Origin of the sequence: Nonomuraea sp. NPDC052116 (assembly GCF_040680035.1) — a bacterium.
Taxonomy (GTDB): Bacteria; Actinomycetota; Actinomycetes; order Streptosporangiales; family Streptosporangiaceae; genus Nonomuraea; species Nonomuraea angiospora_A.
In genome coordinates this window covers 1-22,833 of sequence record NZ_JBFAWA010000062.1, presented here as the reverse complement: position 1 = coordinate 22,833, position 22,833 = coordinate 1, and the positions used below count along the sequence as shown (strand labels likewise).

The 22,833-nt window shown below is 71.6% G+C and carries 13 protein-coding genes; 7 read left to right on the top strand and 6 right to left on the bottom strand.

The genetic code is table 11. From position 1 onward, the window contains the following. Positions 1-594: 594 nt before the first annotated feature. Both AB0L65_RS59590 and AB0L65_RS59585 read left to right on the top strand, forming a co-directional pair. Positions 595-2,580 carry a DUF2264 domain-containing protein gene (locus tag AB0L65_RS59590; protein ID WP_364265941.1) on the top strand — a complete coding sequence of 662 codons (1,986 nt, stop codon included), beginning with the start codon at positions 595-597 and terminating at the stop codon, positions 2,578-2,580. Then, complete coding sequence (locus tag AB0L65_RS59585) at positions 2,577-3,779, top strand: ROK family transcriptional regulator (RefSeq protein WP_364265939.1); 1,203 nt, start codon at positions 2,577-2,579, stop codon at positions 3,777-3,779. The genes AB0L65_RS59590 and AB0L65_RS59585 overlap by 4 nt, the downstream gene beginning before the upstream one ends. A gap of 51 nt (positions 3,780-3,830) precedes the next feature. Here the strand turns inward: AB0L65_RS59585 and AB0L65_RS59580 are convergent, their stop codons facing one another. From AB0L65_RS59580 to AB0L65_RS59570, 3 genes are all read right to left on the bottom strand, one after another. Beyond that, positions 3,831-6,002, bottom strand: a complete 2,172-nt coding sequence (locus tag AB0L65_RS59580) for an ROK family protein (RefSeq protein ID WP_364265937.1) — start codon at positions 6,000-6,002, stop codon at positions 3,831-3,833. After that, positions 5,995-9,153: a glycoside hydrolase family 38 C-terminal domain-containing protein gene (locus AB0L65_RS59575; RefSeq protein WP_364265935.1), complete on the bottom strand. Its 3,159-nt coding sequence runs from the start codon at positions 9,151-9,153 to the stop codon at positions 5,995-5,997. Before AB0L65_RS59575 ends, AB0L65_RS59580 begins: the two co-directional genes overlap by 8 nt. A 314-nt stretch (positions 9,154-9,467) precedes the next feature. Further along, positions 9,468-10,262: an IclR family transcriptional regulator gene (locus AB0L65_RS59570; RefSeq protein WP_364265933.1), complete on the bottom strand. Its 795-nt coding sequence runs from the start codon at positions 10,260-10,262 to the stop codon at positions 9,468-9,470. A gap of 188 nt (positions 10,263-10,450) precedes the next feature. On the opposite strand from AB0L65_RS59570, the gene AB0L65_RS59565 reads away from it, so the two are divergent. The 5 genes from AB0L65_RS59565 (at position 10,451) to AB0L65_RS59545 (ending at position 18,514) form a co-directional block, all read left to right on the top strand. Further along, positions 10,451-11,800: an extracellular solute-binding protein gene (locus AB0L65_RS59565; RefSeq protein WP_364265931.1), complete on the top strand. Its 1,350-nt coding sequence runs from the start codon at positions 10,451-10,453 to the stop codon at positions 11,798-11,800. Continuing rightward, positions 11,797-12,786 carry a sugar ABC transporter permease gene (locus AB0L65_RS59560; RefSeq protein WP_364265929.1) on the top strand — a complete coding sequence of 330 codons (990 nt, stop codon included), beginning with the start codon at positions 11,797-11,799 and terminating at the stop codon, positions 12,784-12,786. The genes AB0L65_RS59565 and AB0L65_RS59560 overlap by 4 nt, the downstream gene beginning before the upstream one ends. Next, positions 12,783-13,652, top strand: coding sequence for a carbohydrate ABC transporter permease (locus AB0L65_RS59555; RefSeq protein ID WP_364265927.1), 870 nt, complete (start codon positions 12,783-12,785; stop codon positions 13,650-13,652). The genes AB0L65_RS59560 and AB0L65_RS59555 overlap by 4 nt, the downstream gene beginning before the upstream one ends. Then, entirely contained in the window at positions 13,652-14,488 is an 837-nt protein-coding gene (locus AB0L65_RS59550; RefSeq protein WP_364265925.1) for an NAD(P)-dependent oxidoreductase, read from the top strand. Before AB0L65_RS59555 ends, AB0L65_RS59550 begins: the two co-directional genes overlap by 1 nt. Before the next feature lie 102 nt (positions 14,489-14,590). After that, positions 14,591-18,514, top strand: a complete 3,924-nt coding sequence (locus AB0L65_RS59545; RefSeq protein WP_364265923.1) for a glycosyl hydrolase family 28-related protein — start codon at positions 14,591-14,593, stop codon at positions 18,512-18,514. Between the two features lie 129 nt (positions 18,515-18,643). Here the strand turns inward: AB0L65_RS59545 and AB0L65_RS59540 are convergent, their stop codons facing one another. Genes AB0L65_RS59540 through AB0L65_RS59530 form a run of 3 tightly spaced genes read right to left on the bottom strand, consistent with a single transcriptional unit; the run spans position 18,644 to position 22,464 of the window. Beyond that, positions 18,644-20,305: a substrate-binding domain-containing protein gene (locus AB0L65_RS59540; protein WP_364265921.1), complete on the bottom strand. Its 1,662-nt coding sequence runs from the start codon at positions 20,303-20,305 to the stop codon at positions 18,644-18,646. Between the two features lie 48 nt (positions 20,306-20,353). Beyond that, the gene (locus AB0L65_RS59535; protein WP_364265919.1) at positions 20,354-21,616 is read right to left on the bottom strand and encodes an enolase C-terminal domain-like protein; all 1,263 of its coding nucleotides are present in this window, start codon (positions 21,614-21,616) and stop codon (positions 20,354-20,356) included. Beyond that, positions 21,613-22,464, bottom strand: coding sequence for an NAD(P)-dependent oxidoreductase (locus AB0L65_RS59530; RefSeq protein ID WP_364265917.1), 852 nt, complete (start codon positions 22,462-22,464; stop codon positions 21,613-21,615). The genes AB0L65_RS59535 and AB0L65_RS59530 overlap by 4 nt, the downstream gene beginning before the upstream one ends. Between the last annotated feature and the right edge of the window lie 369 nt (positions 22,465-22,833).

Genomic DNA, 22,833 nt, shown 5'->3' with positions numbered 1-22,833 from the left:
CGGTAGGGCTGCGAATGACAGGCTTTTACGCCGATCATTCCCGTCCTGGGGAGGAGCGGAGATCCCGCGACCCACGTAGTCCCATCGCACCAGTACGTAGGGACGGTATTGGGGAAGCCGAGATCGGCTGAGGAGACCGGGAGGGGGGCCGGTGCGCGGGCCGGTCGAGTAGGGCGAGGCGAGGGCGCTCGCCGAAGTGAGAGTGATCCCCGTCATCGAGGGCCTGCCGCCGAGCTGCCCGGCTTCGGCCTCGACCGTCGCGAAGAGGGTGGCGGCGCCCGAGCGGCCGTGATGTAAATCCATCGTCTGGAGTTAGTCGATGGGGTCGCGCCGCGCGATCTGTGACGAGGACGAGCAGGCTGCTGAGGCAGAAGGCGTCAATGCGCCTGCTCATAACTGGGTAGTTCGTCTATCATATTGACTAACTTTTGCAGCGGCTGGGACAGTACGCGGTCGCGGAGGTGGCGCGGTGGGTGGCGGGCGAGCCGGCGAAGTCACCCGCCAAGCGCTACCGCACCTGGCGTGACCGACACCCGACCTCTTGGATTCGCATACTCGCGCCGACCACGAACAGGCATGGGAGATCCGCCGCTCATGAACCGCATCCCCGCCGAGGACCGCGCCCACTGGGAGCGGACGGCGGACCAGCTGCTGCTCGCCGTACGCCCGTACGCCACCGGCGGGCATTCACTGATCCAGCTGCCCGGTCCGCCGAGCGTCAGCGGTGTACTCAGCGACGGGCTTGAGGGCTTCGCCCGCACCTTCCTGCTGGCGGGCTTCCGTCTGGCTGGCGCGGAGGGCAAGGACCCGCACGACTTCGCCGGGTGGTACGCGGCCGGGCTGGCCGCCGGCACCGACCCGGACAATCCGGAGCGCTGGCCCACGTTCGCCGAGTGCAACCAGGCCAAGGTCGAGGCCGCGTCGATCGTGCTCGCGCTGCACGAGACGCGGCCACTGATCTGGGACCGCCTCGACGACCAGGTCAGACAGCGGGTACTGGACTGGCTCGCTCCGATGGTCGGCGATCCGATGCCCGGCAACAACTGGATCTGGTTCCAGGGCGTCACCGAGGCGTTCGCCCGCACCGCCGGAGGCCAGTGGCGCCAGCAGGACCTCGACCGGATCATCGCGCTGACCGACGGCTGGTACGCGGGAGACGGCTGGTACTCCGACGGGCTCACGGGCGGCGAGCGGCGCAACTTCGACCACTACAACGGCTGGGCGATGCACCTGTACCCGCTGTGGTTCTGCCGCATCCTGGGCGATGCGGCGCCCGGCGGGCTCCTCGACCGCTACCGGGCCCGGCTGCGCCGCTTCCTCGAAGACCAGCGGCTGTTGGTCGGCGCCAACGGCTCACCGCTGATCCAGGGCCGCTCGCTCACCTACCGGCACGCCGCGCTGGCCCCGCTGTGGACGGGCGCGCTGTTCGACGCCACGCCGCTGGCGCCCGGGGAGACCCGGGCGATCGCGAGCCGGATGCTCGACCACTTCACGGAGCACGGGGCCACCGACGACGAGGGGCTGCTGACGCTCGGCTGGCACCGGCCCTACCGGGGAGTCCTGCAGGTGTACTCGGGGCCCGCCTCGCCGTACTGGGCCAGCAAGGGCTTCATCGGCCTCGCCCTGCCGCCGGACCATCCGGTGTGGACCGAGGAGGAGAGCCCGCTCGCCGTCGAACGGGGCGACTTCACGCGGACCCTCCAAGCCCCCGGCTGGCTCGTCTCCGGCACCGCCGCCGACGGTGTCGTACGGGTGGTCAACCACGGCGGCGACCACGCCGACCCGGCCCGCCCGCACGCCGACGACCCCTGCTACGCGCGTTTCGCCTACTCCACGCACACGGCACCCGAAACCCAGGGCGACCCCACTGCGGGCCCCGGCGCCTGCGCGGTCGCTGACCCGCTGGACAACGCGGTCGTGCTGCTGGACGCCGCTGGACGCGCCTCGCACCGGCGTCCGGCGACCAGGGTCTCCGTGGACGGCGTCACGGCGGTCTCCCGCTCGCGGGCGCACTGGCCCGAGGACGCGACCTGGGATCCGTTCGGCGGGCCCGACACCCGGTACGCTCTCGGCCCCTGGATCACGGTCGGCTCCGCGCTGCGCGGATCGGTCGAGGTACGGGCCGTACGCATCGACCCGGTACCGGGCGCCGAGACAACGGCACAAATCCTGCGCGTCGGCGGCTGGGCGCTGGCCGTCGATCCGCAGTCGCCACCCGGCCGCGCCGACGGCGCCACCGCACGGGTCGAGGACGCGGCGGGGCTGGTCTCCGTCGTCGTCGGGGCGCGGGAACTGCCCAGGGCGGCCGTGGTGTCCGGCTCGGACAGCAACGCGCTCGGCGCCGCGTCCGCCACCCCCGTCGTGGAGAGCAACGGACCCGTCGCCCACGGTACGGTGCACATCGCGCTCGTCCACCTCGGCGGCACCGACCCCGCCGCGCTGCCGCTGGTCGCCACCCGCGCGGAAGGCACCACCCTGCTCGCGGACGTGACGTGGCCCGACGGCGTACGGGACACGATCCGGCTGCCTGCGCCCGAGGCCGCGTACCGCACTTGGGAGGAGCGACGTCGACGAGCGTGACGGCGAGCGCGGGCATGCCCGCCATCCGGCGTGGTACCAACCTGCCGCGCGTCGGCGACTTCAACGAGTCCGTGATCCTGGACGCCATTCGGCGGCACACCACCGGGCTGAGCCGCGTCGAACTCGCCCAGGCCACGAGGCTGTCCCCGCAGACCGTCTCCAACATCACCCGTCGGCTGCTCGACCAGGGCCTGGCGCGCGAGTCGGGCAAGCGCAGCAGCGGCAACGGCAAGCCCCGCACCCTCCTTGAGATCGTCCCGGCGGCGCGTTACGCGGTGGGCGTGCACCTCGACCCGGCCGTCATCACCTGCGTCCTGGTGGACCTGCTCGGCACCGTCGTGGCGCAGCGCAGCCGGCGTACTCCGCGAGGCGGCGACACCGACGGGATCGCCGCCGACATGGCGAGCTCCGTGTCCGCGCTCGTGGCGGAGTCCGGCGCGGACCGCAAGCGGATCCTGGGCCTCGGGATCGCCGCGCCCGGACCGATCGACGTCACCGCCGGCTGGGTCGTGGACCCGCCCGAACTGCCCGGCTGGGGCCGCTATCCGCTGCGCGACCGGCTCAGCGCGGCGACCGGCCTTCCCGCCCTCCTCGACAAGGACGTCACGGCCGCCGTCGTCGCCGAACGCTGGACCGGGGCCGCCACCGACAGCCGCAACCTCCTCTTCTTCTACCTCGGCACCGGCTCCGGAATGGGCCTGGTGGTGGAGGACACCGTGCTGCGCGGCGTGTCCGGCAACGCCGGCGAGGTGGGTGGGATCGGCGCGGCCTGCTCGACGCGGGCGCTCGTGGAGGAGGCCATCGCGCTGGGCGTGCTCGGCAGCGAGTACACGGTGACGGATCCGGCCGCGGCGCAGGGCGGATTGCGGCGGCTGGCGGAGCTCGCCGCCGCGGGGCAGGCGCAGGCGGACGGCATCATCGAGCGGCTGGCGATCCGCATCGCCCGGGGCGTGTGCGCGGCGGCGACGCTGCTGGACGTCGACACCGTCGTCTTCGGCGGGCCGACCTGGCAGTTGCTCGCCGACCGGCTTCTCGCCGTCATCGAGCCGATGGTCGCCGGGTCGCCGTTCGTGAAGGCCACGCATCCGACGGTGGTCGTCTCCACCACCCTCGGCGAGAACGTCGCCGCCGTCGGCGCGGCCTCCCTGGTCCTCGACCAGGCGCTGTCCGCCCAGCCCTGGTCGCTGCTGCTCGTCTGACCCCGTAAGGCCAGGGCCGCCCTGTGGGGGAGCGCGGGGCGGCGACGGCTGTCAGACGAACCGGCCGGAGGCCTGCGAGGACCGCCACAGGGCGTTGCTGCCCAGCCGCGGGGTGAACGTCGCGTGGAAGATGGTGGAGGCCGCGCCGACCGCCGCCGCCTCCGGGCCCAGCACCGACGCCTCGACCTCGACATGCCGCAGCCGCCGCGCGGTGGGGAAGTCGTTGACCATCGCCCCGATGTGGTCGAGGTACAGCGGGGCCGCCTCGTCGGTGAAGAAGGGGCCGCCCAGAACCACCAGATCGATGTCCAGCAGATCGACCAGACCGATGGCGCCCTGCCCGATGGCCCGCGCCAGATCGCGTACGGCAGCGCGCGCGGCCGGATCGCCGCCGGCGGCCGCCTCGGTGATCGCACGGTACGCGGCGGTGCTGCCCGGCTGATCCGCGCCGGCGGCGCAGCCGCGCCGGGCCGCCAGCTGCGACAGGCCGACCGGCGGATTGCACTCGGGGAGGATCTCCGGCTGACCGTCGGGCTCCGTACGGCCCAGGGCCACGGCACACAGCTGGCCGAACTCACCGGCGTTGGCGCTGGTACCCCGGTACAGGTCGCCGTTCAGATACAGCCCGGAGCCCACACCCGTACCGAGATAGAGGTACGCGAAGTCGCGGGCACGACGGTCACGTCCGATCCACCGCTCGCCGGCGGCGGCGGCAGCTGCGTCCTTCTCCATGATCAGCGGGCACTGGAAGTGGTCCTTGAGCAGATACAGCAGCGGCAGATCGGTCCACACCGACATCAGCGGCGGATCGAGAACGGTGCCCGAGGCGATGTCCACCGGCCCCGGGACCGCGACGCCGATGCCGAGGAAGCCGTCCGTGCGCACAGCACCGCGGGCATCGGCAAGCACGTCGCCGCCCAGCTGCACCACCTGCTTGACCAGCACCTCCGGATCGGCGGTCCGGCGCACGGGCTGGGTGCGTACGGTGATGAGCGTGCCGTCGAGGTCGATGACGACGGCCGTGATGATCTCCGGGTCGATGTGGATGCCCACCGCGTGCGCCGCGTCGCCGCGCAGCCGCACCGGGGTACGGGGCTTGCCCGAGGTGGCGTGCCGCTGGGCGTCCTCGACGAGGATGCCGCGGGCGAGCAGCGACCGGGAGATCCGGGACACCGACTGCTGTGTCAGGCCGGTGCGGTGGGCTATCTCGCCACGGGTGATGGTGCCGGACAGCCGGACGACCTCGATGACGACGCACTCGTTGAACGAGCCCAGGTCGATGTGGTTGGCTCCGCCCGACGTCTCGCGGCGCAGCGCCGCGTCCGGCTCCTCGCCGGACGGCACATGGCTCGCGATGCTCTCGCGCAGCCACTGCAGCGGCTCGCCGGGCAGCTCCGCCGCGTAGCGGCCGATGGCGCCCGCAAGGTCGAGGTAGACGCGGCGGGAGGACTCCGGGTGCCGGGTGCTGTCCAGGGCGACCAGGGCGAGCAGATAGCTGCGCCAGTGGGAGGAGCCCGGGATGCGATGGAACGTGACATCCGCCTCGTCGCTCGCGGCGTCAGGCGTCCCCCACAGCACGAGCGCGTGCAGCGGCACGTGCGGATGCCTCCGGCGGGCCCTGGTGAGGAAGCCGGCCAGGGCTCCGGTCTGTTCGGCGTCGCTCGGCAGAGCGGTGGCGGCGAGTGCCGCGCAGGCCCGGTCCAGCTCCGTCAGTACGTCGGCGCCGGCCCCGCTGCCCTCCGGCGGCCCGCCGGCCGACTCGGGGCGGGTCCCGGAGAGCAGCACGGTGCGCTCGGCGTCCGCGTACAGGCCGATGACCCACACGTCCGGGCTCTGCAGCGGCGGGTCCGCGGGCGGTCCGGCGGACCAGCGGCGGCGCACCGCCGCGACCGTGGCGTGCGACAGGCCGAGTTCGCGGGCGACGGCCCGGGACGCGGCGCCGCTGCCGGGGCCGAGGAGCGTACGCGCGATGACGTCGGCCTCGTCGACCATCGCGGGACGGCCGGGCCGGGCCCGGTCGCGCATCCCGTCCACACCCGACTCCGTCCAGCGGTGCCGCCATGCGCCGACGGTCTGGCGGGAGACGCCGAGCTGCCGGGCGATGTCGGCGTCGCGCATGCCCCCGGCGGCGAGCAGGACGATCCGGGCACGCAGGGCGAGAGGCCCGTCCTGGGCGGCCCACTGGCGGAGCGAAGCCTCATCGGCCGGCTGGAGCTCAGACATCGGCGTCCCGCAGCGGACGGGTCAGGCGCAGCGTGACGATCTCGAACGGGCGCAGCGACAGGGAGACTTCGCCGCCCTCGTCGGTGGGTTCGGCGAGGGGATATCCCCTGCCCCCGCGGGCGTGCGAGCTGGGGAACGGGTCCTCCAGCAGATCCGTCTCCCGCACATGCGCCACCGGGAAGTGCGCGGCGAGCGTGGCGAGGGCCTGGCCGCCTCGGGACTCGTAGAGCCGGACGATCACATCGCCCGACCGGTCGTCGGCGAGCTTGACGGCTTCCACCACCACGTCCGGGTTGTCCACCGTCAGCAGGGGCCGGCCGGCCACATCCGCGCCGGAGGCAGGACGCAGCGGCAGGTTCAGCCCGTAGCCCGTCTCGATCGCCGCGCCGACGTCGGCGCCGGGACGCAGCGCGTACCGGAAGCGGTGCGCGCCGCGGTCGGCGTACGGGTCGGGGCTGTGCGGGGAACGCAGCAGCGACAGCCGCACGGTGGTCGTGGTCCCGCCGCCCGCGCGGGTGCTGCGGCCGACGTCGTGGCCGTACGTGGAGTCCGTGGCCAGCGCCACGCCCCAGCGATGCTCGCCGACGTGGATCCAGCGGTGCGCCCAGAGCTCGAAGCGGGCCGCGTCCCAGCTGGTGTTCTCGTGGGTGGGGCGCTCGATGTGGCCGTACTGGATCTCGGCGCGCGCGTTCTCCGCGTGTACGTCCAGCGGCCACGCGGCCTTCAGGAGCATGTCCCGCTCGCGCCAGTCGATGTCGGAGTCGACCACGAGGGCGTGGCTGCCGGCCGTCAGGATCAGGTCCTGCACGATGGTGGACCGGCCGGTGGAGCGGGTGACCCGCACGCTCGCCTGCAGCGGGCCGCGGTCGCGCAGCTCCACCGAGACCGCGTCGGTGAGGTCGCGGTGGACGGTGCGGTACGTCGGATCGATGTTCCAGGCGCTCCAGCGCACCGGGTCGTCGGGATGCAGCTGAAGCAGGTTGCCCGCCTCCCCGGGCGCGATCGCGTCCCGGCAGGTGGCGAGGTCGACGGCGGAGCGTACGAGCCCGTCGGCGTCGATACGGATCCGGATCAGACCGTTGTCGAGGACGAAACCGTCGTCCTCGGTGACGGTGAGCGGGGCGGTGTCCCCCAACGGCAGGCCGGCCGGGCCTCGGCCGAGTGCCGGGGCCTCGGCCAGCACCGCCCAGCGGCCGTCGGCGAGCCGCTGGGCCTGCGCGGTGGCGGGGCTGTCGTCGAGGACGACGACCTCGCGGCGGTCGTGGGGGGCGGCGTTGAGCACCGTCGGCGGGCTGCCGTCCCCCTGCGCGCCGGTCGCGCGCTCGACCAGGCGTTCCAGCCGGCGGTGGATGCGGGCGTAGGTCTGCTCGGCCTCCTGGTGCACCCAGGCGATGGAGGAGCCGGGCAGGATGTCGTGGAACTGGTGGAGCAGCACCTGCTGCCACGTCTCGGTCAGTTCCTCGTACGGGTACGAGGCACCCTCCCGCACGGCGGCGGTCGCCGCCCACAGCTCGGCCTCGCGCAGCAACGCCTCGCTGCGGCGGTTGCCGCGCTTGGTGCGGGCCTGGCTGGTGTAGACGCCCCGGTGGGTCTCCAGATACAGCTCGCCCCGCCAGACCGGGGCCGTGTCCTCGTACTCCTCGCGCGCCTGGTGGAAGAAGGCCGATGGTTCCATGATCTCCACCCGTGCCGATCCCTCCAGGTCGGCCAGCCGGCGCGCCTTTTCCAGCATTCCGGCGGTGGGGCCGCCCCCGCCGTCGCCGTAGCCGAAAGGGACGAGGGAGCGGGTGCCGCCGCCCTTGTCGGCGTAGTTGGCGACGGCGTGGGCCAGTTCGGCGCCGGTCAGTTCGGCGTTGTAGGTGTCGACGGGCGGGAAGTGCGTGAAGATCCGGGTTCCGTCGATGCCCTCCCACCAGAACGTGTGGTGCGGCAGCCGGTTGGTTTCGTTCCACGACAGCTTCTGGGTGAGGAACCACTCGGCCCCGGCGAGCGTGGCGAGCTGCGGATAGGCCGCGGTGTAGCCGAAGGAGTCCGGCAGCCACACGCCGTCGGTCTCGACCCCGAGCTCGTTGCGGAAGAATCGGCGGCCGAAGACCAGCTGCCGGGCAAGGGCCTCACCACTGGGAAGGTTTCCGTCGGCCTCCACCCACATGCCGCCCACCGGCGCCCAGTTGCCGGCGGCGACGGCCTTGCGGACCCGGTCGAAGACCTCCGGCTGGTGCTCCTTCATCCAGGCGTATTGCTGGGCGGAGGAGCAGGCGAAGACGAACTCCGGGTACTCCTCGGCCATCGTGGCCATGTTCGAGAAGGTACGGGCGCATTTGCGCACGGTCTCGCGCAGCGGCCACAGCCAGGCGGAGTCGATGTGCGCGTGGCCCACGGCGACGGCGGTGTGCGCCGACTCGTGGGCGCGGCGGGCCAGGACGGGCGCGAGGACCTCGCGGGCGCGGGCCGCGGTGCCGGGGACGTCGTACGAGTCGATGGCGTCGATCGCGCGCTCCAGGGCGACGCGGATCTCGTGCCGGCGTGGCAGCGACCCGGGCAGCGCCAGCATCAGCTCGTACAGCACCTCCACGTCGTGGATGAGGTGCCAGACGTCCTCGTCCCGGACAACGATGTCAGCGCGGCGCAACTGGTACAGGGGCGCGCTTCCCGCCGTCACAGGATCACCGAAATGGGTGTTGATGCCCGCACTGCCCACAATGTGGGGGTTACCGGCGGCCTCCACCAGCAGATGGACCGGCTCTCCCACGGTGGCGCAACGGCTCAGCAGCAGAGTGCGGTTGTACGGGTGCAAGCCCTGTAGCGGCTTCCCGTGCTTGTCGTGGACGAAACCCTCCGCCTGGCCGCCGGGGCCGCGGGTGAGGTCGAAACCGAGGTCGAAGATCGCCTCGACTCGGCGGCCCGCCCAGCGCTGCGGAATCTCCGCCGTGAACCGGAACCAGGTGGTGGACCACGGCGCGCCCCATTCACCCCCGATCGGGAACGACCGGTATTCCCCCTTCAGTGCCGTCGATACGGGCACGGGCTCGCCCGGCAGGCTCCAGGCCGCGATGTCCATGGGCACACGGTGGGGGTACAGCGCGGAACGCAGCCGCTCTTTGAGGAACTTGGCTATGCGCTCCTCGCCGACCTGCTGGTGAGCATGCATGGGTTAGGCCTTCCTGTCCACCTTGTGTCGGCCATGTAAAACCAAGTGTGTTACTAAGTCAACTCTTGACCGCAGGTCGGGGGAAACGCCCAGGTGAAAGGTCAGGCTTATTAATTTACATTCGCCATTGTTTATGGCAGAGAATTCCCTGACATTGCCGGCAGCTCTTCGCTACGGCCGGTGCGGGGTGAGTCGCACCCCGGTAGGGTCTGACGGCGCGGGAGCTCCAAGGTGCGGATAGGCGTATGACGTACGGTCATCCGAACGCATGGAGTTCCGTCGGCCCTGTCAACGGCTGACGGCGGCCCCACCCCTCAGTGCTGGCCGAGCCGCTTGAGCAACGTCCGCAGCGAGTGCGCCGCCTCGGTCACCGCGAGCGCGATCTCCTCGGTGCGCCGGGCGTCCATCCGGCTGATGGGCGCCGAGCAACTCACGGCGTCGCCACCCCCGTGCTCCGCGCCCAGCGCCACCGCCACGCAGCGCACCCCGGGCGAGCTCTCGCCGTCGTCCAGCGCCCAGCCGCGCAGCCGCGCCTCGGCCACCTGGGCGGCCAACTCGGCGGGGTCGGTGACGGTGTCCGGGGTGAGCTTCTCCAGCGGCCAGTTGAGCCGCCGGTCGACCTCGCCCGGCCCGTACTGCGCGAGCATCGCCTTGCCCGGCGCGGTGGCGTGGGCGGGCGCCCGGCTGCCCACGGCCGAGTACATGCGCAGCGCGTGCCGCGACTCGCGCTTGGCGAGGTAGATGACGTCCGGGCCGGACAGCCGGGTCAGGTGCACCGCCTCGCCGGTCTCCTCCGCCAGTGCGTCGAGCACCGGGCCCGCCAGGCTCACGACGTCGTCGCCCTCCAGATAGGCCGTGCCGGTCATCAACGCCTTCAGGCCCAGGCTGTAGCGGGTGCCGGCGGCGTCGACGTCCACCCAGCCGCGCCCCTCCATGGTGCGCAGAACGGCGTGCAGGCTGCTCTTCGGCACCCGCATGGCGCTCGCCAGTTCGGCGAGCGAGAGCCTGGCTCCGCCCGCGCCCAGCAGCTCGAGGACCTCGAGCACCCGCGCTGCGGACTTGACCTCCTCGGGCTTGCGCTCGCCCGCCTCCGCTGCCACCGATTCCACCAGAACCTCCGCTTCCCGTGCCGGCGCCGACTGGCTCTCGTCCAGGGCTGATTCTCGCCGACTTCTTGACGCTTATATCACTGCGTCTCTATGTTCAGGTAACCAAACAACGTTCGACTACCTGAACGAAGCATAGCGAGGTAAGGGCGATGCGCATACGTCATTTCCGGACTGCCAGACTGGCGGCGGTGGCTGTCGCGGCCACGTTGACCCTGTCGACCCTGACCGCGTGCGGCGGTTCTGAGGATCCCGCCTCCGGGGGCTCGGGCGCTCTCGAGATGTGGACCTTCAAGCAGACCCATGTTCCCGGGCTCCAGCAGGCCGCGACCGATTTCGAGAAGGCCACCGGGATCAAGGTCAAGGTGCAGGCGTACACGCCCGACGACGCCTTCGCGACCAAGATCCAGAGCGCGGCCAAGACCGGCGACCTGCCGGACGTGATGGAGACTCACTCCGACGGTGAGGACCTGGGCTTCGGCGCCAGCGGGATCGCCGCCGAGCTCACGAACGTGGTGAACGGCGAATGGCTGAACCGCTTCCCGGAGAACGTGCGGGAGTCGGGCTATGTCAACGCCGCGAAGTTCAAGGAGTCCCAGGACGAGGGCAGCAAGATGCACGGCGTGAAGCAGGGCGCCCGGCACAGCGTCCCGTTCACCATCGGCACCTTCGGCATCGTCTACGCCAACAAGAAGATGCTCGCCGACGCCGGGATCACCAAGCCGCCGGCCAACTGGGCCGAGTTCGTCGACGGGCTGAAGGCCACGCACGCCAAGGACGCCAAGAACGGCGGCCTGGCACTCGGCCTGAAGATCCCGGACACCGGCATCACCTGGCTCGCCCAGCCGCTCGCCTACTCCATGCTCGGGCGCAGCGGCTACGAGGCCCTGTTCGGCAAGGACAAGGCCGCCAACTGGTCTTCCCCGAACGGCGTCAAGGTGCTCCAGGCGTACGACCTGGTCACCCCGTACTGGATGCCCGGCACCCAGACCCTCGGCATCGACGAGGCCGACCAGGCCTTCGCCCAGGGCAAGGCGGCCTGGCTGGTGGGCGGCACCTTCACGCTGTCCTTCCTGGAGCAGAACGGCATGAAGCCCGACGACGTCTACGCGTTCGGCCTGCCGGGGGACGCGGCGGGCCAGGTGCCCGACCTGGCGCTGGGCCCGCTCGCGCTGACCGGCCTCATCCTCTCGGCCACCTCCGAGCAGCCTGAGAACGCCAAGAAGTGGATGGAGTACCTCTCCCAGCCGGAGGTGGCCGCGAAGTTCTCCAAGGCGTCCAGCGATCTGCCCGCCACCGAGCTGGGTTCCGAGGTCTCCGACATCGTCGGCCCCACCCTCACCTCGCTGCTCGAAAGCTTCAAGGGCACGCCCGACACGACGTACGACCCGGCCCGCCGGGAGTTCTTCCCGCCGGGGTACAAGCAGGACAAGGCCGGCTCGATCCTCGTCGACATGAGCCCTCTGAAGAAGGCGTCGCCGGAGGAGACCGGCAAGAAGCTCACCGAGCTCACCGACAGCTTCTGGGCGGACGGTCAGTGACCACCGCGCATCGTCCCGCTCTGTCGGGAACCACCGGGGACGGCGGCGAGAGCCGCCGGCCCCCGGCCGGGGTCCCGGCACGCCGCCGGCGCTTCCGCACCGAAGCCGTCTCCGGCTACCTGTTCGTCGCCCCCGCGGTGATCCTCTTCGCCGTGATGGGCCTGTACACCATCGGCTACGGCTTCGCGCTCAGCTTCGCCACGTGGAACGGCTTCACCCCGAACTGGAAGTGGGTCGGCCTCGACAACTACGCCGACCTGCTCTGGCGCGACCCGGTGTACGCGCCCCCGGTGCAGGCCGCGGCACTCAACACCCTCTGGGTGATGATCTTCGTGCCGCTGCTCACCGTCGCCGTGTCGTTCCCCCTGGCCGTCCTGCTCAACCAGGTCAAGCGGCTACAGGGCGTGCTGCGCTCGATCTACTTCGTGCCGTACGTGACCAGCGGTATCGCCGTGTACTTCGCCTGGCGGTACATCCTGCAGCCCGACGGCGCCGTCAACTTCCTGCTCGGACAGCTGGGGCTCGGCTCCCTGCAGGAGCCGCAGGGCTGGCTCGGCAACCCCGACACCGCACTCGGCACCCTCATCGTGGTCATCGTCTGGGGCAACGTCCCGGTCGCGATGCTGCTGTACCTGACCGGACTGCAGGGCATCAACCCCAGCGTGCTGGAGGCCGCCCAGCTGGACGGCGCCGGCTGGTGGCGCACCAACGTGTCCGTCGTCTGGCCCCTGCTGATGCCGCTGACCGCCATCAACGTGCTGCTCAACCTGCGCGAGTCGCTCCACGGCTTCCAGACCTTCCTGGTGATGACCAACGGCGGACCCGGCACCCACACCAACGTCCTGGGCCTGGAGGCCTACCGGCTGGCCTTCCTGGAGAACCTCAACCCCACCCTGGGCCTGTCCAGCGCCCTGGGCTGGATCCTGTTCGCGGTGGCGATGGTGCTCGCCCTGATCAACCTGCGAGTGCTGAGGAGCCGCGTATGACCACCGCCGAGCTGGTCGCGCCCCGCCGCGCCGGCACCCGCGCGGCGGGCCGGACCGTTGCCCGCGCGATCGTCCTGCTGCTGCTGATCGGCTACGCGCTCGTCAGCCTGTACCCGTTCCTGTGGATGGTCTCGGCCGCCTTCAAGAACCAGATCGAAGTGGTCAGCGGCGGCCACCTCATCCCCGAGAGCCCGACCCTCGACACGCTCATCGAGACCTGGAACAAGCTCCACTTCTTCGACTACTTCCTCAACAGCGTGCTTGTCACCACCTACACGGTGGTGCTGACGCTGGCGGTCTACGCGGCTGCCGGCTACACCTTCGCCGTACTGCGCTTCAAGGGCCGCAAGGCGCTGTCGCGGATGTTCGTGGGGCTGCTGTTCGTGCCCGGTGTGACGGTGATGCTGCCGATCGTGATCCTGGAGAACAAGCTCGGTCTGCTCGGCACCCACTGGGGGCTGGTGCTGCCCTTCGTCAACGGGGGCGCACCGATGTCCATCCTGCTGATGACCGCGGCGTTCAGCGCCATTCCCGGTGAGCTGCGGGACTCCGCACGGGTCGACGGGGCTTCCGAGTTCCGGATCTTCGCCGGCATCTACCTGCCGCTGGCCAAGCCCGCGCTGGTCACGGTCGCGCTGCTGACCGCGGTCCCGACGTGGAACGAGTATCTGCTCACCCGGGTCTCACTCAACGACCAGGATACCTACACGCTGCCGCTCGGCCTGCAGACGCTCGCCGCGGAGAACATCCCGCAGTACAACAACCTGATGGCGGGCGCGCTCATCGTGGTCGTGCCGGTGATCCTGCTCCTCCTCTTCCTGCAGCGCTACTTCGTCAGCGGCCTGGTCGGTGCGGTGAAGGGCTGATGCGCGTACTCGTCACCGGAGCCGCCGGCCATATCGGCCCGTACGTGATCCGGGAACTGGCCGAACACGGCCACCGGATCACCGCCACCGATGTGGAGCCGGTCGAGGTCCCCGAGGCCGACAGGGTGCACGTCGGCGATCTGCGGGATCCGGAACTGGTGCGCTCCGCCATGGCCGGCGCCGACGCGGTCGTGCATCTGGGCGCCATCCCGCACCCCGTGTCGGATGACCCGAGCGGACTGTTCGCCACCAACTGCCTGACCGCGCACCAGGTGCTGGACGAGGCCGGCCGGACCGGGGTGCGGCGTGTCGTCGCCGCCTCCAGCCTGGCCGCCGTGGGCCTGGCCTGGGCTCCTCATCCACGCCGGCCCCGCTATCTGCCGCTGGACGAGGAGCACCCCATCCTGGTGGAGGACCCGTACGGGTTGTCGAAGCTCGTGCTGGAGGAGATCGCGCACGCCACCCACCGGCGCTGGGGCACGGACGTCGTTTCCCTGCGCATGCCGTTCACCGGCACCGACACCCGGCTGAAGGCCCAGTTGGCCGAGGTCGCAGCGGACCCCGAGGCGCACCGCAACGACCTGTGGGCATGGCTGGACACCCGCGACGCCGCGACGACGGTGCGGCACGCGCTGACCGCCCCGCTGCGCGGCAGCCACGTGGTGAACGTCGCCGCCCCGGACACCTCGGCGGCCCTGCCCACCATGGAGCTGCTCGACCGGTATCTGCCCGAAGCCCCGGTGCACACCGAGCTCACCGGCCACACCTCGCTGATCGACAGCTCGGCCTGCGCCAAGCTGCTGGGCTTCCGCCCGAGCCGCAGCCGGCGCACCTGACCCACGTCCCGACGACGTGCCTCAGGCAGGCAAGCACCGCCACCCCCGTGTGACCGGCGTCGGGACGCCATGCCCCGCCGCCCCGAGACCAGGAGGTCGCAAGTGTTACCCCATCCGCCCGTACGGCGCAGCGCACGCCGCGCCGTCGTCCTGCTGTCGGCCGCGCTGATGCTGTGGGCGCCCGCGCCGCACGCCACCGCGGCCTCGGCGCCCGTGATGTACCCGAGCGGCGTCGGCGCCGATCTCGGCGCGACTCCCAAGACGCTGGGCGTCCGCGCCGCCGCCGGACAGGACCCCGAGGGCCTTCGCACCGGTGAGGCGGACGGCAGGTCGTACTGGCAGACCGACCCGGCCGCGGGCACCTCCTTTCTGACCTTCGACCTCGACGACGAGTACGTGAAGCAGCTGGCCGCCGCCGACCTCGTCGTCAGCGTCACCTACCGCGACACCGGCGCCGGCGAACTGACCCTGCGCCAGGGTGCCGACGGCACCGACTCCGCCCTGTCCTTCACCGGCAGCGGCCGGTGGAAGACCGGCGCCTTCGCCCTGACCGACGCCGACCTGGCCGGCGGCGCCGACGTGCTGCGCCTGTCCGGCCGCAGCGGCGGCGCGGCGCGGGACATCACGATCGCCGCGATCCGCGTCGGCTCGGTCGGCGCGTTCGTCGCCCTGGGTGCTTCCCCGGAGACCGGCGGCATCTCGCCGCGCTCCGGCGACTCCTCCACCGGCCTCGTGACCGGCGAGCACGACGGGCGCGGCTACTGGCAGACGAACCGCAACGCGCCCGCGCCCGGCGCGAACTTCTTCTACATGAACGTCGCGGACACCTATCTCTACGACACCTCCGACACGGTATTCGTCAGCGTCGACTACCTCGACGAGGGCAACGGCACGTTCGGGCTGCACTACGACTCGCCGGGCACGGAGATCCCGCAGAAGTTCAAGAACTCGGAGGTCGTCTCGTACGGCGACTCCGGCACCTGGAAGACGTACACCTTCGCCCTCGACGACGCGATCCTGACCAACCGCTCCAACGGCTCCGACTTCCGTATCCACACCGCGGGCTCCGCCACGGAGCTGAAGGTCGCGGCCGTTCGGGTCGCGGTGGCACCCGCCGTGCTCAAGCCCGCGCAGGGCCTGAAGAACCTCATCGACGCGGCCGGGCTGAAGCTGCTCGGGGCTCGGGAGGGCAGCCGCGACGGCCAGTACCCGGCCGGGGCCAGGGACGGGCTGACCGCGGCGATCGCCGACGCGAAGGAGGTCGCGAAACGGGCGGACGCCACCGAGGAGCAGCTGCGGCAGGCTCTGCACGCGCTGAACGACGCGCTTCAGAAGTTCCTCGACTCCGCCGTCGTCACCGACCTCGCCCGCGGCGCCAAGCTCACCGCGAGCAGCGCCCCCGGCGACGCGGCGCTGGCCGCCGACGGGGACATCACGACCACGTGGACCAGCGGCGAGAGCGGCGCGGGGGAGTGGCTGCAGGCCGACCTCGGCGAGGCCAAGTCCGTTAACGACGTGCGCGTCCACTGGGCTTCACGCTACGCCTCCCGGTATGCCGTCCAGGTCTCTCCCGACGGCGAACACTTCCGGACCGTCGCCCAGTCCGGCGGCGGCGACGACAAGGAGATGCGCACCCGCTTCGAGACCACGACCGCCCGCTATGTACGGCTGTCGCTCACCGGCTACGCGGAGGGCGCCAAGCGGTTCGCCGTCGGCGCCTTCGAGATCCGAAACGAGCGCGCCGTGCAGGGCAAGCAGGAGCTGGTGAGGACGGAGTATCCGACCGAGTCCCCGGTTGTGGCCGACTTCGACGTGCGCGACTACGGGGCCGACCGCAAGGGTGAGAGGGACGCCACCAAGGCCATCCAGCAGGCGCTGTACGACTGCTACGACGCCGGCGGCGGCACCGTGTGGCTGCCCGCGGGCACCTACCGGGTCACCGACACCCTGGAGGTCTACTCCTTCTGCACCCTGCGCGGCGACCGCCGTGACCCCGACCAGGGCAAGGGCGGCTACGGCACCGTCATCTCGGCCGACCTGCCGGCCGGGGACGACGGACCCGCGCTGATCCGCGTCGGCGGGAGCGCCGGCGTCATCGGGCTCACCACGTACTACCCGCGGCAGAGCGCGACCGATCCGGTGCCGTACAACCACACCTTCCAGATCCCCGGCCGGGCTTGGATCGGCAACGAGAACTACATGATGACGACGATCTCCGACGTCACCATGCTCAACTCCTACCGCGGCATCGGCATCAGCACCTACCGCAACGACCGCGGCGAGAGCGCGAGCTCGGGCCAGGTCCACGAGTCGGCGACGGTGCGCAACGTCAAGGGCACGGTGCTGGCCGAGGGCGTCCGCGCCTACAACGGCGCCGACGTCGGCACCTGGGAGAACATCACCCTCTCCAACGCCTATTGGGCCGGCGCCCCCGCCGCCTACCGGCCGCCGCAGCGCGCCGCGCTGGACGCGTGGACCCGCGCGCACGGCACCGGTCTGGTCCTCGGTGACCTGGAGTGGGACCAGTTCCACCGGATCAGACTGGCCGACTACCGCACCGGCATCCACATCGTGCCCGGCCAGCGCGCCCAGTTCACCGGTGCCTTCATCGAGGCGGACGTCCGCCGTACCGACGTGGCGCTGGAGACGGAGGACTTCGACTCCCGCTGGGGGATGTCGTTCGCCTCCAGCACCCTCGAAGGCAGCCTGGCCGCGGTACGGAACAAGTCGCAGGCATACGTCAAGGTCACTGACACCGAGCTGAAGGGCGCCACCGAGGGCACTGTTCACCGGCTGTCCGGCCAGGTGCCACGCTACGAGCCGAAGCCGCTGCCCCGGCCCGCCCGCGCCGCGCTGTACGTCGCGGATCAGGCGCCGCGTACCAACGGCATCGTGCCGCAGCGGGACGCGACCGCCGCCATCCAGCGGGTGCTGGACCGGTCCGGCCGGGCCGGTGGCGGCATCGTCTATCTGCCCGCCGGCTGGTACCGGATCGACGGCCACCTCACCGTCCCCAAGGGCGTCGAGCTGCGTGGCGCGTCCGCGGTGGCCAACCGGGACCTGCTCGGCGCCAGCGCCGGCACGGTGCTCTGGGCGTACGAGGGCCGCGGCACGGCCAACCCCGACACCGCCACCGCCCTCGTCACCCTCGACGGAGACCGGGCCGGCGTACGCGGACTGCGCGCCTTCTACCCGGAGAACAACCCCGCCGCCGAGGGAGGACTGAAGCCCTACCCGTACACCATCCGCGGCAAGGGGACGGGCACGTATGTGATGGACATCGGTGTGCCCAACGCGTGGAACGCCGTCGACGTGGCCACCCACGCCAACGACGGCTTCACGGTCCGCAAACTCGCCGGCGCGTACTTCAGCCACGGCATCACGGCCGGCGCGAGCAAGGGTGGCCGGATCGAGGGCGTCCTGTCCAACGGCAACGCCGTCACCCGCGTCGGCTACGCGCTGCCGGACTGGGCGCAGGAGAAGAACATCTTCCCGCAGGTGATCGACGACCCGATGCGCAAGCAGGCGCGGATCGTCACGGTCGACGGGGCCCGCGGCCTGACGCTGTTGGACGTGTTCGGCTACGGCTTCCACGACGGGCTCGTCGTCCGCTCGGGCGAGGTCACGGCGTTCAACCTCGGTACGGACAACCTCGGCGGCGACGGCTACACCGTCGACGCGGGCGACCCGGCGAAGGTCACCGCGGTCAACGTGATGCGCTACAACGGCACCACGCTGCGCGGGGCGGCACGGCTGATCAACGTGATGGCGATCAACATGGCACAGCAGGCGGTCCGCGCCACCGCGGAACCGGCGGAGGGCGGCACCGTGTCCATCGGCGGCTACGAGACCGAGCCGGGGAAGTACGAGAAGGGCAGCACGGTCACGTTCACCGCGCGCCCCGCGACCGGATACCGCCTCACCGGCTGGACGGTGAACGGCGCCGACGCGGGCGGTGAGGCCGAGCTCAGGCTTGGAGTGAGCTCGGACCTGACGGTGACGGCACGCTTCGCGAAGGAGGACTGAGTCCCCGAGGCGGGACGGCTCACCGTGGCCGGGGCGACTCACGTCGTCCCGGCCACTGGCGCGCAAATCGTTAAGATGCGTCCAGAAAACCGCACGTAACGCATGCGGTGTCAAGTTCCCTCTCAGGCCTCAGGCGGATTGGCGGCGTACGAGGCGCGCCGGGACGACCAGCTCCGTGGACGGCTCGTCCACGGCGCCGCGCAGCCGTTCGAGCAGCCGCACGGCCGTGGCCTGGCCGATCTCGCGCGCCGGGTTGGCCATGGTGGTCAGGCCGGGCGAGACCATGCCGGCGGCGTCGATGTCGTCGAAGCCCATCACGGCCAGGTCCCCGGGGACGCGCAGGCCCCGCTGCGCCGCCACGTCCAGGACCCCGATCGCCATGACGTCGTTCGCGCACAGGACGGCGTCGGGCGGCTCGGCGAGCTCCAGCAGCCGTGCCACGCCCTCCGCGCCGCCCGCGCGGCTGAAGTGGGTGTGCGCCACGAGGGCCTGGTCGGGCGCCACGCCGGCGTCGGCGAGCGCCGCGCGGTAGCCGGCCACGCGCTCGGCGGCCGGGCCCTCGGCGGCCGGGCCGCACACGAAGGCGATCCTGCGGTAGCCGCAGCCGAGCAGGTAGCGAGTGGCCTGGGCCGCGCCACCCTCGTCGTCGCTGTGCACCAGGTCCACTCCGTGCTGGACCAGCCTGCCGCCCAGCCGGACCACCGGGATGCCGGCCTCGATGACCGGCAGCAGATCCTCGGCGTGGGTGTGGAACACGGCGAAGGCCAGCCCGTCGACCTGGCGGGCGATCATGTGCTCGATCGCGGCCTGCTCGGTGCGCCGGACGCCGTCGGTGTTGCTGATGATCTGGTCGTAGCCCGCCGGGCCGAGCACGTCCTGAAGGCCGCGGGCCAGCGCCGGGTAGAACGGGTTGGTGATGTCGGGGATGATCAGCCCGATCGTCTGGCTGCGGCTGGTGCGCAGGCCGCGGGCCAGGACGTTGGGCCGGTAACCGAGCTCCTCGATGGCCCGCAGCACGCGCCGTCGCGTCTCCTCGGCGACGGGGCGGCGGCCGTTGAGCGTGTGGGACACGGTCGTCGCGCTCACCCCCGCGAGGTCGGCCACCCGTCTGATGCTCGGCCGCTCGCCGCGGTGCGCGCGCGGCTGTTCCTCGAGGGCCGGGGGAGCGTGGTGCGGCACCGGAGGCTGACAGTGCAGGAAGCTCTCGAACGCGCCGCCCAGCACGGCGTACGCCTCCTCCAGCGTGCGCACACCCCGCGCGACGGCCTCGCCGGGGGGCACCCGCTCGGCGGCCTCCAGCAGGATCGACTCCCACACCTGCCGCAGGGGCCCGAGCGCGGAGGCCGCCAGGATCCGCGGCCTGAGGCCGCCCGTCTTCTCCGCGAACGCCTCGGCCAGCGCGTGCTCGCGCGCCGCGAACAGCTCCCGGCCGTAGGCGCGCAGGGTCTCGCTCCCACGATAGATCCGCCCGAAGAGCGCCAGGTCGCCGGCCGGATCGGCACGCAGGAGCCGGCCCAGCGCGACCGGCACCCGCCCGCCCGGCGTGCGCTGCCGCACGATCTCGGCCGGGTCGCCCGCCAGCAGCGGCTCGTGCTCGAAGAAGAGCTGCTCCTTGACGGGGAAGTAGTTGAACACGGTCTTGGCCGACACGTCCGCCGCCTCGGCGACCTCGTTGACCGTCACCGCGTCGAACCCACGCAGGGCGAATAGGCGCAGGGCCGCGTCGGCGATGGCGCGCCGGGTCTCGGCCTTCTTGCGTTCGCGCCTGGCAGGGGGCTGCTGGGTCGGCATGCGGAGATATTACATCGGCATAATCCTTTCAGTCGCTGAATCTTTACGTCAGGGCGCCTCCAGCCCCCCGTCGGGCCTGCGCACCCGGGCGGCCCACCGCTCGTGCTGGTGGGTGACCGGCGGGTGCTTGGCCGCCTGTTTCTCGTCCAGGTCGACGCCCCAGCCGGGGGCGTCATGCGGGTAGAGGAAGCCCTGGCTCGGGTTGATCGTGCCGGGGAACGTCTCCAGGACCGCGTCGGGGTAGACGTGGCCCTCCTGGATCTGGAAGGCCGCCGTGGTCACGTCGAGCGCGAGGTTGGCCGCCGCGCCGACCGGCGAGACGTCCGCGGGCGCGTGCCACGCCGTGCCGACGCCCGTCAGCTCGCACATCGCCACCAGCTTGCGCGCCGGGGTGAGGCCGCCGATCGAGGAGACGTGCAGGCGGAGCAGGTCCACCCCGCCCAGCTTGATCACCCGGGCCGCGGCGGTGACGGAGCCGAGCTGCTCGCCCGCCGCGATCGGCATCGGCGCCGCCTGCCGCACCTCCGGAAGGCGGTCGTAGAACTCCGGCGCGATGGGGTCCTCCAGGAAGAACAGCCGGTACGGCTCCAGCGCCCGCGCCAGCCCGATCGCCTGCTTGGGAGTGAGCCTGGAGTGCACGTCGTGCATGAGGCCCGGCTCCTCCCCGAGCTCCTCCCGGGCGCGCTCGAACAGCTTGGGGGTGTCACGCAGGTACCGCTGGACGTCCCAGCCGTCCGGGTACGGCTGTCCGGGGTAGCCGCCCGGCGTGCCGGGGGCGCCGTAGTGTCCCAGGCCGGGCGCCCCGGTCTGGAGCCGGACGTTGCGGTAGCCCGCGGCCAGGATCGTCCGGGCGTGCTCGAGGGTCTCCTCGACGGTGGCCCCGCCCGCGTGCAGGTAGGTGTCGGCCGCGGCGCGGACCCTGCCGCCGAGCAGCTCGTACACCGGCATGCCCGCGCGCTTGCCGGCGATATCCCACAGCGCCATGTCCACGCCGGACAGCGCGTTGTTCAGGACCGGCCCGTCGCGCCAGTACGACGACAGGTGGATCATCCGGGTGATGTCCTCGATGTCGGCCGGGTGGCGGCCCACGAGCATGGGCGCCACGTGCTGCTCGACGGCGGCGGCCACGGCGTGGCAGCGCTGGGTGAAGGTGGCGCAGCCCAGGCCGTACAGGCCGGGCTCGCTGGTCTCGACCTTCACCACGACCAGCGGCGGCCCCTCGGGCGCGGTGACGATCGGGCGGACCCGCGTGATGCGGAGCCGGTCGCGGGCGGGCCAGGGCGCCTGGGTCTCCTGCATCGGGCTCGTCATGGCAGCACGTACCTCGCGGCGAAGCCGAGCACCCGCTCGGCGGCGCGCAGGTCGATCGGCACGGTGCGGTCGGGCATCGGCGCCCGCCGCTCGGTGTCGGGGTGGAACACGTCGAGCAGCTCCTCGGTCGGATCGGACATGAGCGTGTTGGGCGCGGCGACGGTCACCACGTGGTGGCCCTCGATCGGCCGCGTGACCGCCAGCCAGGCGGCCCACGCGGCGTCCCGTACGTCCAGGTAGCTCCACAGCTCCCTGGCGCCCGCCGCCCGGTCGACGGCCCACTCCTCGGCGGTGTGCTGGAGCTTGTCCTCCGGACCGCCCAGCCGGGGGAAACGCAGCGCGACGGTGGTCATGCCGTGCCTGCGGTTCATCATCGCCGCCGTGAGCTCGTCGGCCTGCTTGGACAGCCCGTACGGGTCCTCGATCTGCAGCGGGATCTGCTCGTCGACGGGCACGTAGGCCGGGTGAAGCACTCTGTCCGCCCAGGCCAGTCCCAGGGCCGACATGCTGCTGGCGATGGCGGCGCGCCGCACGCCCGCCCGGCCGGCCTCCTCCAGCACCACGAACGTGGCCCTGGTGTTGCCGCAGAACACCTCCTCCGGCGTGCCGAGCACGGGCGCCGGGAGCGCGGCGAGGTGGATCACGGCGTCCACGCCGTCCAGCGCCCGCCTGACCACCTCCGGATCGCCCGCGCCGCCCACCACCATGCGATCGGCGGGCAGGCCGCCGGGGTCGCGCAGGTCCAGCCCGGTCGCCGCCACCTGATGGCCCGCGAGGAGATCGAGGGTGGCCAGGCCAACGCTTCCTGCCGCTCCCGTCACCAGCACCCGCCGCGGAAAGTCGGTCATGTACTCCCCACCTTGCAAATCGATTTGTGAACCGCAGCATGCCCGGGAGTGGCGCCGGTGTCAAGATGGGTATAGCGACTGTAAGTTTCACGCGCAGTGAATTTGCGCATGTCAGTCAAGATCTTGCGGGTTTTCGTCGCTAGTCACCGTTCATTGACTGAATGTAGCGCGTCTTGGCAGGCGTATTACCTCGGGATAAGTCTGCACAAAACGTCAAGCGCAATGTGATCAGGTGCCTCCACTCCCTGACGTCCCTCGGTCAGGAAAGGAACCCCCCATGTCTGCGTGGTCGAGGCTGCTCGTCGCGGCGTCGCTGGTGCTCACCAGCGCGGCGGCGATGGACATCCCTCCCGGCGACTATCAGCAGGT